General features: G+C 71.0%; 10 protein-coding genes and 3 pseudogenes. 2 read left to right on the plus strand and 11 right to left on the minus strand.

The window, feature by feature from the left end; translation table 11 throughout:
* Window positions 1-9: 9 nt before the first annotated feature.
* The 4 genes from AB5L52_RS06520 to AB5L52_RS06535 form a co-directional block, all read right to left on the minus strand.
* Window positions 10-1662 (minus strand): hypothetical protein, encoded by a 1653-nt coding sequence (locus AB5L52_RS06520; RefSeq protein WP_369362956.1) that lies wholly within the window; start codon window positions 1660-1662, stop codon window positions 10-12.
* Entirely contained in the window at window positions 1659-4427 is a 2769-nt protein-coding gene (locus AB5L52_RS06525) for a phosphoenolpyruvate synthase (RefSeq protein WP_369362957.1), read from the minus strand. Before AB5L52_RS06525 ends, AB5L52_RS06520 begins: the two co-directional genes overlap by 4 nt.
* Before the next feature lie 119 nt (window positions 4428-4546).
* Window positions 4547-5755 (minus strand): cytochrome P450, encoded by a 1209-nt coding sequence (locus AB5L52_RS06530; RefSeq protein ID WP_369362958.1) that lies wholly within the window; start codon window positions 5753-5755, stop codon window positions 4547-4549.
* A gap of 39 nt (window positions 5756-5794) precedes the next feature.
* On the minus strand, window positions 5795-6853 hold the full coding sequence (locus tag AB5L52_RS06535) for a beta-ketoacyl-ACP synthase III (RefSeq protein ID WP_369362959.1): 1059 nt from the start codon (window positions 6851-6853) through the stop codon (window positions 5795-5797).
* Window positions 6854-7451: 598 nt separating this feature from the next.
* On the opposite strand from AB5L52_RS06535, the pseudogene AB5L52_RS06540 reads away from it, so the two are divergent.
* Window positions 7452-8344, plus strand: a pseudogene (locus AB5L52_RS06540) (hypothetical protein); the annotation flags it as partial.
* Between the two features lie 2 nt (window positions 8345-8346).
* On the opposite strand, the pseudogene AB5L52_RS06545 reads toward AB5L52_RS06540, so the two are convergent.
* The 6 genes and pseudogenes from AB5L52_RS06545 to AB5L52_RS06570 all read right to left on the minus strand — a co-directional run.
* Window positions 8347-8846, minus strand: a pseudogene (locus AB5L52_RS06545) (ABC transporter transmembrane domain-containing protein); the annotation flags it as partial.
* Window positions 8847-8970: 124 nt separating this feature from the next.
* Window positions 8971-9192, minus strand: coding sequence for a hypothetical protein (locus AB5L52_RS06550; protein WP_351030748.1), 222 nt, complete (start codon window positions 9190-9192; stop codon window positions 8971-8973).
* Between the two features lie 203 nt (window positions 9193-9395).
* Entirely contained in the window at window positions 9396-9827 is a 432-nt protein-coding gene (locus AB5L52_RS06555; RefSeq protein ID WP_369362960.1) for a cation:proton antiporter, read from the minus strand.
* 114 nt (window positions 9828-9941) lie between these two features.
* Complete coding sequence (locus tag AB5L52_RS06560) at window positions 9942-10580, minus strand: GPP34 family phosphoprotein (RefSeq protein WP_369362961.1); 639 nt, start codon at window positions 10578-10580, stop codon at window positions 9942-9944.
* Window positions 10581-10692: 112 nt separating this feature from the next.
* Window positions 10693-11352, minus strand: coding sequence for a response regulator (locus AB5L52_RS06565; RefSeq protein ID WP_369362962.1), 660 nt, complete (start codon window positions 11350-11352; stop codon window positions 10693-10695).
* Window positions 11349-12518, minus strand: coding sequence for a sensor histidine kinase (locus AB5L52_RS06570; RefSeq protein WP_369362963.1), 1170 nt, complete (start codon window positions 12516-12518; stop codon window positions 11349-11351). The genes AB5L52_RS06565 and AB5L52_RS06570 overlap by 4 nt, the downstream gene beginning before the upstream one ends.
* A gap of 261 nt (window positions 12519-12779) precedes the next feature.
* On the opposite strand from AB5L52_RS06570, the pseudogene AB5L52_RS06575 reads away from it, so the two are divergent.
* Window positions 12780-13694, plus strand: a pseudogene (locus AB5L52_RS06575) (alginate lyase family protein); the annotation flags it as partial.
* Between the two features lie 134 nt (window positions 13695-13828).
* Here the strand turns inward: AB5L52_RS06575 and AB5L52_RS06580 are convergent.
* Window positions 13829-14203 (minus strand): hypothetical protein, encoded by a 375-nt coding sequence (locus tag AB5L52_RS06580; protein WP_369362964.1) that lies wholly within the window; start codon window positions 14201-14203, stop codon window positions 13829-13831.
* Window positions 14204-14590 lie beyond the last annotated feature (387 nt).

Below are 14590 nucleotides of genomic sequence, written 5' to 3' on the forward strand. Positions count from 1 at the left end.
GGCCGGCGCTCACACGGCCTGATGAGGCTGGGCGCCATTGCTGGCGAGCAGGTCACGGGCCTCCTCCAGGGGCAGTTCCGCGTCGAGGTAGGCGCCGATGCGCAGCCAGTCGTAGCCGAGCTCCAGGGTGGCCCGCCAGGTGTCCGCGGAGTCGAAGGAGGAGGGGAAGGCGTCGGCGCCGGCGGTACCTCGCACCAGTTCGACATAGGAGCGCAGATCCGCGAGGAGGCCGTCGCCGCGCTCCGCCGAGTCGACGGTGCGCCGCAGCAGTTCCTCGGCACGCTCCCGGATCGGGCGGGTCGCCGGCGGCAGCAGATCGATACGGCGTACGAGGTCGGAGTCGGCGGGCAGCGGGTTGACGCCGTACGCGCTGAACAGTCCGCGCAGCGCGGCGTGCACGGCGCGGCGTGCGGTGAGTTCGGCGACCCGCCACTGACCGCGCTGCAGGGCGCCGGTCAGGTCCTCGATGGCGTTCTCGACGACGACGTTGGACCACACCAGGGCCATGGTGGCGGCGGCGAACCGGTGGGCGGGCAGCGGCACCAGGTCGATGCCGTCGGGGCCGCTGACGGCCGCGCCGCGCACCGACAGCAGCGGCTGCGCGGTGGAGGGCGGCGGGGTGATGGGGCCGGGCGGCGCGGCGAGCGGCAGCGACGGGGTGACGGTGCCGCCGCCCTTCCACGCCAGCCGGATCAGCCCGTAGCGCAGGAACGCGGCCAGCAGCGGTCCGGGGTCGGCCACGCCGGTGTGCTCGGCCGCGGCGAGCACCTCGGTCAGAGGCCGGCCCGGGACGAGGGAGCGCCAGACCGTTCCGGCGTGGTCGCCGAGTGCGAACACCTCGCGCCGCCCGCGGATGATGTGGACCCGCTCTCCGGTCTGCCAGGTGGTGACCCCGGCGACGCGCCCGACGGTGAGCCGGTCGGGGCGCCAGGAGACGCCGGTGAGACCAAGGTCCTCGGCGAAGGCGAGACAGGCGGTCAGGTGGGCGCGGGCGGCGTCGGCATCGCCGGGGGCCGGGGCGGCGGCTTCCAGCTCCCAGTACCGGTCGCGCACGTCGGGCCGGTCGGCCCGGTCCAGTTGCATGGACAGCCACTTGGGTTCGAGGTAGGTCTCGCCCTGGCCGGCCGCCCACGACTTGATCGTCTGGACGAGTCCGGCGCGGGACCAGTCGACCGCCTCATCGGTCTCGCCGAGGCAGAGCAGTGCCCTTGCGTGCCGCAGGGACTGCCGGGCCCGGTGCGCCCACCAGTCGGCGGCGATACGGGCGAACCGCTCCACCGGCAGCATCGCCTTGACCTCGTCGACCAGGCCGTGGCCACGCAGCGGGTGACTGTGCAGCAACCGCTGGCAGCGGTTGAGCAGATCCTCGGAGAGCCGGCCGGGCCGCTTGGCCCCCTCCTGAAGGGCGCGGAACTGCTCGGCGATCTGACGCACCGACCGGGTGCGGATCTCCACCCGGCGTCCGTCGACGAACAGCAGCGACGGCATGGTCGGCAGGTCTTCCTCGGCGCGGCCGATGAGCAGGAAGTCGATGTCGGAGGAGGGGTTGCCGAACCCCTCCGCGATGGAGCCCTCGAGTACGACGGCCCACCCGGCGCCCCGGGGCAGTTCGGCCAGCGACTTGTCGAGCAGGCCTTGCAGCTGGTCCTCGGTGAGGATCACTGAGGTATCTCCGTCCTGGGATTGTCCGGGGGCGCGACGGCTGTGCCGCCGTCCGGCGGTTCGGCAAGTACGGTGACCGTGCCGGCGGCGCCGTCGACGCGCAGCAGGGTGCCGCTACGGATCTCGGTGGTGACGTCCTTGACCTGGACCACGGTCGGGATGCCCAACTCCCTGGCCACGACGGCGACATGGGTGAGCGGGCTGCCCCGTTCGATGACCAGCGCGGCAGCCGAGCGCAACGCGGCCACCCAGCCGGGGTCGGTGCGGTAGGTGACCAGGATGCCGCCGCCGATGTCACGCGGGGTGTCGGTGACCACCGCCGGACCTTCGACGACGCCGGGGCAACAGGGGGTACCGCGCAGTTCGCGGGCACCACTGCGAGCGGCGGGACCACTGGTCCAGCCGGCCCGCTCCAGATTGCCCGACCAGTACGGGGCGCCGCGGGTGGTGAATCGCGAGGGGGCGCGCAGCTCGGCATCGGCGGCCAGCTGCCTGCGGCGCAGTGCGGCCAGCTCCGTCAGCTCGGCGTGCGCGATCATGCCCTCGTAGGCGCCCCTGATCTCCTCCAGGCGCAGCATGAACACGTCGTCCCAGGTGGCGATGGCCCCGCTGCGGGCGAGGTCACGGCCCATGGCGCGCAGCATGCGCTTGGCCGCGCCGAAGGCGCGGGTGCGGCAGAACCTGAGCCGTTCGCGGTCGGCCAGCGCGGCCCGGGCCTTGCGCCGCACCCGCTCGTACACCCAGCGACGGGGGCCGCGCAGATGCCGGTCGAGATAGGAGTCGGCCTCGCCGCCGTGATCGCCCGCGCTGCCGCTCGTGGCCCCGGGCTGGGCGTCGCGCAGCAGGGTGAACAGCCCGGCGGGATTCTCGTGCAGGTCGGGGACTTCGAGCTTGAGTTCGTCGGGGCTGCGGTAACCGTAGTCGGCGACGTACGCGTCGAAGGCGGCCAGGAACTCCGTGTGGCCGGCGTCGCGCAGCGCCCCGTAGGCGTCGGCGTCGGGCGTGTGTTCCAGCAGATTGCGAACCTCGTCGTCGGCGCGCGCCTTCGCTGCCAACTCGGCCAGCGCCCAGACCGGTTCGGCGGACTCCACGTCACTGCCGGGGGAGGCCGCGGCCCAGGTGAACCACTCGGGGGCGTCGGGCAGCCATCTGCGGGTGAGCAGGGCCAGCAGTCCGACGGAGAGCAGGATCGTGGCGTCGAGGGCCTGCATCGGGCCCCACTTCTCGATGAGTTCCCTCTGCAGCCGGCGGAAACGGCGATAGGTCTCGTCACCGGGCAGCGCGTTGTAATCGATATTGTTGAAAACCTCATACGCCCGGTAGAAATCCCGGTGGAAGGTCTCAACGGATTTCCGGATGGCCAGAAACCTTCTGGCGAAGGTCATCGTACGAGCCAGCCGGGAAACTCGGCCGCGCAGCCCGGGGCGTGGCGTGAAGGGATGAAGCGCGTCGGCGGTCTCGTCCGAAATGCTCTCGGCGACACCCAGGGATTTCTCCAGCACACGGCGGTTGAGCGGGTAGAGCGGTGCCAGGCGCACCATGCGGTACCAGTGGTACAGGTTGTAGTAGACCCGCCCGTGGATGTAGCCGAGCAGGTGCGGGGTCCACTCCTGGACCTCGCGCAGCTTGTCGCCCCGGACGCCCAGCGCACGGGCGTAGCTCTCGTACACCTTGGCGTAGGTGTCGGCGGCGAAGCTGTAGGTGAGCGGGGAGACGACGCCGCTGAAGCTCTCGATGATGTTGGAATTGTCCCAAATTCGCAGCTCCCCCTCGGGTTCCGGCGCGGCGTCGACGGCGGGGCCGAGGGTGGTGATCGGGCGGCTCTGCAGTACCCACAGGGTGCCGTCGGCGATGGCCCACTCGATGTCCTGCGGGCTGCCGTAGTGTTCGGTGGCGCGTATCCCGACCGCGTGCAGGCGGGCGAGGTCGTCGGCGGTCAGGGACAGCGCCTTGCGGTCTTCGTCGGCGACCGGCGACACCTCGCAGCCCGGTCCGGTGCCGGCGTCGTAGCGCTCCTGCTTGGCGCCGATCACGGTGCTCAGCGGCTCGCCGGTGGCGGCGTCCAGGACGACGGTGTCGGCGTCGACCGCGCCAGAGACCAGCCCCTCCCCCAACCCATGGACGGCGCCGACCACATAACGGTCCGCGCGGCCGGCCGTCGGATCGGCGGTGAACAGCACGCCGCTGCGCTCGGCGGGCACCATGCGCTGGACGATGACGGCGACGCCGCCGCCATCGGGCGGCAGTCCGCGCTGCGCGCGATAGCTCATGGACCGTTCCGAGAATCCGGAGGCCCAGCAGCGCCGGACATGGGCGGTGACCTGGTCGAGTCCGGAGACGTTGAGATAGCTGTCGAACTGGCCGGCGAAGGAGTGCTCGGTCCCGTCCTCCTGCGCGCCGGACGAGCGGACGGCCACCAGACCGCGCCCGGCCTCCTGGTAGGCCAGGGCGATGGCCGCGGCGATACGCTCGTCGAGGGGCGCCCCCTCGATCAGTGCGGAGATTTCCGCGGCGACCTGCGCAGCCCTGTCGTCCCAGCCATCGGCGAGCAGATCTCCCAGACGCTCGTCCAGTCCGCTGGCGTGGGAGAATTCCGCGAAGACGTCGAGGCCTATCACCGACCAGCTCGGCACCTGGAAACCGGCGGCGGTCAGGGTATGAAGGTTTCTCGCTTTGCCGCCGGCCCGTTCGGCGATCAGGGACTCCTCACTGGAAGGTGTGAGGACGCCGAGGGACCGCTGAATTGATCCCGCATTGAACGACAACTGATTCCCCTCCGAAGGGCTTTGGGCCAACCTCACCGAAAGGTTTCACAGCGAGGCCGGTCAAAACCTCGGAATTGGCCACGATAGGAGTTTCCCTAAACCTCACCGGCCGTTCATCGTCAGGCCAGGACGACCGGCAGGGTCTCATGGCCACGCAGGGTGAGCCGGTCACGGCGGGCCGGGCCGTCTCCGGGAGCGGGGCCGAGGGCGGGGAACCGGGACAGCAGCCGGCCGAAGGCGGTGGAGGCCTCCAGACGGGCCAGCATGGCACCGAGGCAGTAGTGCGCACCCCCGCCGAAGCTGAGCGGCTGGATGTCCTGACGGCGGGGATCGAACCGTCCGGGGCCGTCGTAGCGGGACGGATCCCGGTTGGCGGCACCCAGCAGCAGCACCACGTGGTTCCCTGCCGGAACCGGCAGGCCCCCGATCGAGACACCGTCCGCCAGCGCGATCCGGTTGCTCAGCTGCACCGGTGAGTCATAGCGCAGCACCTCGTCGACGAAGCCCTGCATCGGGATGGTTCCGGCCCGCAGTCCGGCCATCACATCGGGGTGTTCGAAGAGCTGTTGCAGCCCGTTGCCGAGGAGGTTTGTGGTGGTCTCGAAGCCTGCCAGCAGCAGAAGGGTGAGGTTCGCGACGAGTTCCTCGTCGTCCAGCTGCGCCTCCTGCTCCTGGACGCCTACCAGAGCGCTCACCAGGTCGTCGCGTGGATCGCCCCGTCGCGCCTCGACGAGCGCGGTGAAGTAGTGATCGACCTCCACCGCCGCCCGGTCGGCGGCTTCGAGGCCGGAGGGGTCGGCCAGCAGTTCCAGAGTGGCCATCAGATCGCCTGCATAGCCCCGGAAGCGGTGACGGTCCTCGGCCGGGACTCCGATCAGTTCGCAGATGACGTGGGCCGGCAGGGAGAAGGCGAAGGCGTCCATGAATTCGACCGGGGAGGAGCCGCTCTCGGCGAGGGTGTCGAGCAGGGCGTCGGTGATACGGACGATCTGGGGTTCCAGGGCGGTCACACGGCGTGCGGTGAACACCTGGGACATCGATGACCGCAGCCTCCCGTGGTGGGGCGGGTTGGCGACCAGGAGGGACCGGCTCAGCATGGCCAGCGAGGGATGCTCGTCCAGGCTGGCGCCCCAGGTCACCATGTTGATGTCGGCTCCCAGGCCCGGATGGCGCAGGGCCTGCTTGCAGGCTTCGTAGCCGCAGACCAGCACCATGCCGTCACCGGCCGGCATGACGGGCCCCAGTTCATGGGCACGCGCATACAGCGGGTAGGGATCGGACCGTCCCTCGGGGGTCAGCAACTGCGCGATGATCGACTCCGCGTCCACGGAGGCCTCCTGGTGAAGTGGGGGTATCGGGGGCATTGATCAGGCGGTGCCGCCCACAGGTCCGGCGGAGGTCGCCGCGAGCTCGGACAGTTCGGTCGGGTGCGCTGCGAGGTGAGGCCAGACCAGGGCCACCGATCCCCAGGTGAGCCCGCCGCCGAAGCCGGCCAGCACCACTTTGTGCCCGGGGCGCAGTTCACCGGAGGCGACCGTGTCGGCCAGGGCGAGGGGGATCGATGCGGCGACCGTGTTGCCCCGCGTGCCGATGTTGGAGAGGAACCGCTCCGGGGGCAGCGAGAGCCGCCGGGCGACCGCCGTCAGGATCCGGGCGTTGGCCTGGTGCAGCACGAAGGAGTCGATCTCCTCCAGGCTCCATCCGGTGCGCGCGGCGGTCTCCCGCACCGACTCCGCCATTCGCCGCACCGCCTGGGCGTAGACGGCCTGCCCCTGCATGGTGAAGTAGGTGTCCTCGGTCTTGGCCGGCACCCCCGTGGACCGTTGCCGGGACCCGCCCGCCGGGACCTCGATCAGATCGCTGAGGGTCCCGTCGCTGCCGAGGTTCAGCCCCGTGAGCGCACCCGGCTCGGACGGCGACCCTACGCGCAGCACCACCGCACCGCCGCCGTCACCGAAGATCACCCGGGTCGAGCGGTCGTCCGGGGCGAGAAGGGTGGAGAACGCGTCCGCACCCACGACCAGCACGCTGTCGGCGGCGCCGAGCGCGATCATGCCGGCCCCTGTCGCAAGGGCGTACACGAAGCCCGTGCACACCGCCGCCACATCGAACGCGGGGACCGGTCCTAGTCCCAGGCGGGCGGCCACCTCGGGCGCGGTCGCCGGGCAGAGCCGGTCCGGGGAGCTGGTGGCGAGGACCATCGCGTCCACGCCCTCCGCCCCGGCGGACGACAGCGCCCGCCGCGCGGCCTCGACGGCCAGGTCACCGGTGGACTGCCCCGGGCAGACCCAGCGTCGCTCCCGGATACCGGTACGGATGCGGATCCACTCGTCAGTGGTGTCGAGGACCTCCGCGAGTTGGTCATTGGTGACGACCATGGGGGGCACCCAGCCCCCGAGTCCGGCGACTACTGCCGCTCGTTCCATGGCCTCCAGCCCCTTCCGAACCCGACAGCCCTACGGAGACCGAAACGGTCCCGGTTCAACCATTCACCTGGGGAGACCACGCATCGGCCCGGTCCGACTGTCTTCTAGGCGAAGCCCTACACCTCGGAGTGCTCCTTTCCGGAGGACGGGAGCGCAAGGGCACGCCCGCGCACGGTTGGCGCGCGGTGACGCGCATGTGATCGCTCGGCGTGGTGACCAGACCCATCACGGAGTGCGCGCCGCGGTGCGGCTGTTGCTGTCCGAGTGACCGTTGGTGGTGGCGACGGTGCCGACACTGGCCCTGCTGCTCGGGCTTGCGGCTGTGGTGGCCAACGCCGTCATCAAGTAGGGCAGTTGCTCGTCCGGACCCGTCGGACGGCCGGCGCGGCGCTGTTCTGCCGGTCGGCGGGGCGGTCCCGGCCGGTCGGCGGGGGCATTACCGAAGCCTGCCGGATGGTCCGCCTCCTGACGGCACCGAGAGGTTCTCCGTCCGACACAGGCACAGCCGCCGCAGGAGACACCGGCACAGCAGGGGAACTCGCCTCCAGGGCCCCGAACCTCGCCCGAGTCCGCCGGGCAGGTACCTGGCGGTCCCTCGATGGGACGCCTGGTCGGAGTGGAACTGGCCCGCGTGCTGGCGGTGTTCGGCATGTACATCGTGCACATCGGCCCCCCGCTGTCGGCCACGCACGGCGTCGCCAGCTGGGTCCGATACCTGGTCGACGGCCACTCGTCGGTCCTGTTCGCCACCTTCGCCGGGTTCTCGCTGATGCTGATCGCCGGCCGCTTCGAGCCGAAGACCGGCCTCGCCGGCCGGCAGGCGAAAGTCCGGATCGCGATCCGCGCCGTGATCCTGCCGGCGCTGGGCACCGCTATGGCGATGGAATACGGCGGCGTGATCATCCTAGGCTTCTACGGCGTCTCCTTCCTCCTCGCCCTGCCCCTGGTACGACAGCGCGCGGGGACCCTCGTGGTGATCGCGGCGGGGCTTGCGCTCGTCATGCCGCAGTTGGCGTTCGTCCTGACAACGCGGCTGAGCGACTCCGTCCAGCAGAACATCAACGCCTACGACCCGCTCCACCGGCTCAGCGACGTGGGAGTGCTCGATCTGCTGCTCACCGGCTTCTACCCGACGATCACGTGGATGCCGTTCGTGATCGCCGGCATGGCGCCGGCTCGCATGGACCTGTCGGCGGCTGCCGTCCAGCGGCGCCTGGCGGCGCTCGGCGCCGGCCTCGTCGTAGGGGCTGCCGGCCTCGTCGTAGGGGCTTATGGCTTGTCCCTGCTGCTGGCAGGCAAGAACGCGTTGCGCAGCACGGCGGAGGACGGGGCGTCGTCCAGCGGCTCCGGGGCGGCGTCCATGGGCAGCGGGTCATCGAGCCCCAGCTATCGTTCTCGGATCTGTTGTCCGCCGGGCCGCACAGCGGCACCACGTTCGACATCATCGGCAGCATGGGCGTCGCGATCCTCGTGATCGTGGGCGCGACGGTGCTGAACGCCAACACCACGACCGCGGCGACGAGCGTCACCGCCCCGTCGCTGCGGAGACCAACGCCTGGGTGCTGACGGCCCGCAGCAGCGTGGTGTCGGAGGTCACCCGGGACATCCGATCCCCCGGCTGCATCCGGTCCACGTCTGCCAGCTGCAACCGCAGCAACCGGCCGATGAGGCTGCGGCGGGCGGCGAGCACCACCGACTCCGCCGTCCGTTCCAGCACATAGGTACCGAACGCCTCGGCCACCGTGCTCAGCAGCACCAGCACGGTCAACATCAGCAGGACGGTGCCGATCGTGCCGCCCGACGAGAGTCGGTCGACCAGCGTCTTCGTAGCCAGCGGCTGCAACAGCCCCCCGGCGGCCCCGGTCAGCGCGCACAGCAGACCGAGCACGACGGCCCATCTGTGCGGACGGACGTACCCATACAGCGCCCTGAGCGTCCCGCGGGCGCGCAGGGACTCGGCACCCGTCGGCTCCGGGGCGGACGCGGTGTTCAACCGGACCAACCAAAACCGGCGTAGGGGGAGGCAGGGGCGGCGGAGCCGGATCCGAACCCGCGGCTTCATCGAGATCAAGGACGGCACCGCCGCCTGCGAACGCCTCAGGAACCCCCTGGGCGGCTCAGTGGAGCAGTGAGGCCGCCCGCGTGGCGAAGGTGTGCACCGCTGCTTCGTAGAACTCAGGACGGACGACGAACAGGATGCCCGCGCCCGCCGCCAGCGTCAGGCCGAGAAGTTCGAGCAACCCGCCTCTGCCAGGTGTGGCGTCACGGCCCGGCACGTCGATGTCGACCGATGCTCCGAGGGTGGTCTCGGGCTCCTTGTCGCGAACATGCTGTGTCATGCCTCCAGCCTGGACGCCCGGCCGCTCTCCGCACATCCGGCGACTGTCGGGTCCGCCCCCGCCGAGTGGCTGGAGAAGACCGGCCTGGGGTGGTAGACGTCGGGGCCGCGAGGCGGATGCGGCGCAAGCACGGCAGCACCGCAAGACATGGCAGCACCGCATGACACGACAGCACCGCGAGGAACGCAGCACCGCCAGGCACATCAGCTCCGCATGGCGACGACCTGTGCGTCCGCCTCGTCAGTCCTCGGGGAGCCCGGGCCGCCGGCAGCCGACGGGGTCGGGCCGGTCAGGGACCGGGCGATGACCACCGAGCCGCCGCCGTGGAGCAGAACGCTGCCGAGCAAGGTCAGGGTCATGGCGTACAGGGCGGTGTCGGCGTACGGCCCGTCCGGCAGAGCGTTGAACGCGAGCAGGCCGAACACGATGGAGGTGGTGCCGCGTGGTCCGAGCGCGCCGACCATGAGCCGTTCTCGCCAGGTGAACGTCGAGCCGAGGAAGGCGAGCATGATCGGAAGGATGCGCACTACGGTGAGCGCGGCGACGCAGAGCACGACGGTGGGCCAGTGGACGCCGTCGCCCACGGCAAGCACCACGGCGTTGCCGAAGAAGAACCACATGCACATCGTCATCATCGAGTTGGTGTCCTCGATGAGCTGCGGACCAGGCCGTCACGATGACGGCGGTCAGGGCGCAGCACAGGGCGGTCAGGACGCGGCGCATGGTCATCGTCTCCCCGTTTCGTCCGGTCAGCTGCCGCCCATGCCGCCCTGGGCGGCGATCATGGTCGTCGGCAGGTCGCGTACTGCTTTCTCCAGGCCGGGGGCGAGGGCGGCGAGAGCTGTCGTGCAGGCGTCGATACGGGTCCGGTAGGTCTTGCGGTCCTGCCGGGAGACGACCGAGTGGACGCCGGCCGCCGCGGCCAGCGCCAGCAGCGCGGTGTCGGCGGCGGGGAGGCGCTGCACGGGCTCGTCCCCGCGCAGCGCCGCGGACATGCGGGCGTGCAGGGCGGCGGGCACGGCGCGGTCGGTCAGGGTCAGCCGCCGGGTGCCGAAGGGGGTGCGGGGTTCCTTCGCGGTGAGGATTCCGGCCGCGGTGAGGTGGTCCTCCACCTCCGTCAGGGTCCGCTTGCGATGGGTGCGCGCGAGGTGCTTCCAGCCGTGGCCGCCGGCCGCGTCGTGCAGCATGCCGTCCAGGGCGGGGACGCCGGTCGGTCGGGTGCCGAAGACGGTGACCGTGCCGTTGTCCTCCCGCAGCCGGCCGCGCACGGCGAGGTCGACGAGGGCGGCGGCCCGGAGCAGCAACTGGGTCCGGGGGCGGTCGTAGGGGCCTTCGGCCGCGTCGTCGTAGGCGAGCAGATACATGAGGCAAGGCAGGTCGTCGATCACACGTCGACGCTACGGCCGGCCACCCCGCCCGTGGATCGGCCATGGGAGCGGTCCGGCACTGGGAACGCAGGAGGATCGTGGCCCTGCCTCCTCCTTGAGGAGGAGGCAGGTGTCAGGGGCGGCGCGGCTGCACGAGGCCGTGGTCGTAGGCGGCGACGACGGCCTGGACGCGGTCGCGCAGGCCCAGTTTGCGCAGTACCGCGGTGACGTGGTTCTTGACCGTGGCCTCCGCCAAGTGCAGCCGTTCGGCGATCTCGGCGTTGGACAGGGCCTGGCCGATCAGGGTGAGCACCTCCCGTTCGCGACCGGAGAGGTCCTGCAGGGAGGGCGGCGGTGCCGGGTCGGGCGTGGTGCGCAGGAACCGGTCGAGGACGCGGCTGAGCACGGCGGGCGCCAGCAGCGCGTCGCCGCGCGCGGTGAGGCGGATCGCGTCGACGAGCTCGGTGGGTCGGATGTCCTTGAGCAGGAAGCCGCTCGCTCCGGCCCGCAGAGCGGCGACGACGTGCGCGTCCACGTCCCACGTGGTCAGCACGAGCACCCTGGCCGGGCTGCCGTACCGCGCGATCTGCCGGGTCGCCTCGATGCCGTCCACGACGGGCATGCGTACGTCCATCAGCACCACGTCGGGTGTCAGTTCCCGGGTCAGCCGTACTGCCTCCTGGCCGTCGGCCGCCTCACCGACCACCTCAAGGTCGTCCCGCGCATCGATGATCAGGCGGAACCCGGTACGGACCAACGTCTGGTCGTCGGCCACCACCACGCGCAGCGTCATGACCCGTCCCCCACGGGCAACTGCGCCGTCACCTCGAAGCCTCCTTCGGGCAACGGCCCGGCACGCAGGCTGCCGCCCACGAGCCGGGCACGCTCCTTCATCCCCACCAGCCCGCGGCCCGCTCCCCTCATGGCCGGACCACCTTGCCGGGTACGGCCGTTGTCGACCACAGTGACCTTCACGCACTCCCCTTCGGCCGTCACTCGCACGCTCACTGCGTCGGCACCGGCGGCATGGCGCACGGTGTTGGTGAGGGCCTCCTGGACGATCCGGTATGCCGCCAGGTCCACCGTGGCCGGCAGGGTGTCGGTTGCGCCCTCGCAGTGCACGTGCACGGTGATCCCGGTCGCACGCACGCTGTCGGCCAGCTCCTGCAGACGCGCGAGCGAGGGCTGCTGCCCCCACTGATCCCCAGCCGCGCCCGCCCCCGCGTCGGAATGGAAGGCCCGCAGCAGCAAGCGCAGTTCGCCCAGTGCCGAGCGGGCACCCGTTTCGATGGCCCGCAACGCCTCACGCGCCTGTTCGGGCCGCTGGACGAACACGTCGTCGGCGGCGCCCGCCTGAATGACCATCACTGAGAGGGTGTGCGCCACGACGTCGTGCACCTCGCGCGCGATCCGCGCCCGCTCCTCCACCACAGCCCGGCGCGCCTCCGCCCGTATCCGGTCCTGCTGTGCCCTGCGCCACTGCCCCGCGGTCCACGCCAGGACCACCGCCAGCAGATAGACCGCCGGCCCCGCGGCGCCGGCCGCCCCGAGCGCCAACGGCGCCGGCAGGCACATCGCCGCAAGCACCCACACCGACACCCGCCGCGGCCTGGTGGCCGACAGCACGCACAACGTGAACTGCGCGGCGAGCAGCGCCCCCGACAAGGACACGGCGGGCAGCAGAGCCCACACCGTGAGCCCCGTCAGCGCGTTGACGGCCAGTACGGCCATGGGTGCGCGCGTCTGCCACCGCAGGGCACATGCCTGCGCAAGGACCAGGACCACGGTCACCGGCAGGCGCCGGCCGTGCTCCGCACCGGCGACGAGCACCGAGGTGCCCAGCACGCCGAGCACCAGACCGCCCGACCCCCACCACAACGCCCGGGCCGCCCGGGACGACAGCTCGCCCCGGGCTTCTCCGGCGAACGCGTGGTTCGGCTGCGTGCCGCTTGGCTGCACGCCCCGAGCCTATCCAGCAGCGCCGGCCGGGGCGTTCAACGACGGGGTGCGTCGTGGCCTTCGTACTGTGCTGCTGGAGAGGACCCTGTCGTTGCGATCCCGAGTGGAAGCACGGCCGAGTACTCCGAGGTGCGTGTCCAGGCAGACAGCCACCGTGACGGAGCCCCGGCGGCCCACAACTACTGGTTGAGCCAAGGAGATCGTCCAGCTGGTGCCCGCCTCCGATGAGATCGTGTCTCGGGGCCGGTGGCCGCTTAGGCCGCCAACGCAGCCGAACTCGTCCGCGACCACAGCGACTTCGCACTCGAAAGATTCCAGAAGATGCTGCTCGACGTCTTCTACTCGGTGAGTGAGGATTTTCTCGTCAACCACAACAACGGCACCCCCGCCCCCCACTACTGGCCCAACTGGGACCTGTGCAACATGGCCTGCGCGCTGGCCACGGGGATCTTCTGCGACGACCAGGCCAAGGTCGAGCGGGCCGTCGAGTACTTCAAGCACGGCGACGGCATGGGCTCGATCAAGCACGCCATCCCGGTCGTGCACGACGACGGGCTCGCCGAGTGGATGGAGGCCGGGCGCGACCAGGGGCACTCGCTGATGGGCGTCGGGCTGATGAGCACCATCTGCGAGATGGCCTGGAACCAGGGCATCGACCTGTACGGCTACGACGACAACCGCTTCCTCAAGGGCGCTCAGTACGTGGCCAAGTGGAGCCTGGGCGGACATGTGCCGTACACGCCCTACGCCCTCGTGGACCATCGGCCGGGGATCCAGCACCCCACCAACGTCGCCACCGCCAGCCCGGCGCAGATGCGGCCGGTCTGGGCCATGGCCGCCAACCACTACACCAAGCGGCGCGGACTGTCCGCCACGTACCTCACGCAGATCGCCGCCAAAGCCGCGCCCGAGGGCGGCGGCGGGGACTACGGGCCCAACAGCGGCGGGTTCGACCAGCTCGGCTTCGGGACGCTGGCGTTCACGCGGGACAAGGCAACGGACACCAAGGCCGCTCCGAAGCCCGCCGCTTCCGCCTCCCCCGCCGTTGGGGGCGGCCTCGCCGCGACCGGTTCCGGGGAGATCGTCGGGTGGACGGCCGCTGTGGGCGTCACCGCCGTCGCCGGCGGCCTGCTCTTCCTGCGCCGCCGCGACCGGGGGCGCCACGAGGCGTCGTAGTCACGGGGCGTCGTAGCACGATGTGGCACATTCCCGGGATCTGTTACATCCCGGCCATGTGCCACATCCCCAGGGGCTCCTCCAGGGTCTGGTCCGCGAAACCGGGTGATCCGGCCCTGGCCCCCGGTTCCCGGTCAACTCCCGGCCCGGTAGGCCGCTTGGACGTCGCCGTCCTGTGTCAGCGAGGTCTCCCACGCCTGCTCGGGGAGCCTACGTATCTGATCCAGCGCGGCGACTAGGACGCGGATGTGGTCGTCCACGGTGTTGGCTCCTGCGTTGCCCGCTCGCAGTTCCATCGCGAGGCTCTCGCCGGGGTTCGCCGGCCAGCTGCCCAGCGGGTGGAAGCTGAGCGTGCCCTTGAACGTGGCCGCGGCCCCTTGCTTCATGGACGCGCTCGTGATGACGGGGGCGTCCAGGCCGACGACGATCCAGCCCGTCAGCCTCCGTTCGGCGACCGTGAGCCACGGGAAGCCGCCGGGCCGCCGGGCCGCCGGTGGAGCAGCATCCACACATGCCAGCGCACCCGCCGCCGTACCTTCACGATCCGTATCAGGGTCTTGCCGTCCAGTTCGGCCGGCAGGCGGCGCATCGTCGAATCCGAGGCCGCAGGGCCGAACACGGCCCTGACGGTGGAGCTCAAGCTGCTCGGCCTCCAACAGGCTCCACCGCCCCCGCATGCCCGACCTTCCATTGTGAGGGCGTCAACTCGCCCCATTCTGCTGAATGACCAGGGGTAACCGCGGCGTTGCACGCGACCCACTCGCGCTTGTCCTGAACCGTTCCCCAGGACCCGATGCCTTCCGTGTGCCAGGTGGGCAAGTCCTCAATGCCCCTGCGCCTCGTCCTCCCCGACGGGCGACGTAGGTGGAATGGAGAACTTCTCCGGGTTTTTGAGA

The sequence above is a fragment of the Streptomyces sp. CG4 genome (assembly GCF_041080655.1).
GTDB lineage: Bacteria > Actinomycetota > Actinomycetes > Streptomycetales > Streptomycetaceae > Streptomyces.

What these genes read in the sequence shown, in the direction of transcription:
- AB5L52_RS06555 (WP_369362960.1), bottom strand. Translation starts at nt 9,827, where the DNA reads ATGATGACGATGTGCATGTGGTTCTTCTTCGGCAACGCCGTGGTGCTT.
- AB5L52_RS06550 (WP_351030748.1), bottom strand. Translation starts at nt 9,192, where the DNA reads ATGACACAGCATGTTCGCGACAAGGAGCCCGAGACCACCCTCGGAGCA.
- AB5L52_RS06535 (WP_369362959.1), bottom strand. Translation starts at nt 6,853, where the DNA reads ATGGAACGAGCGGCAGTAGTCGCCGGACTCGGGGGCTGGGTGCCCCCC.
- AB5L52_RS06565 (WP_369362962.1), bottom strand. Translation starts at nt 11,352, where the DNA reads ATGACGCTGCGCGTGGTGGTGGCCGACGACCAGACGTTGGTCCGTACC.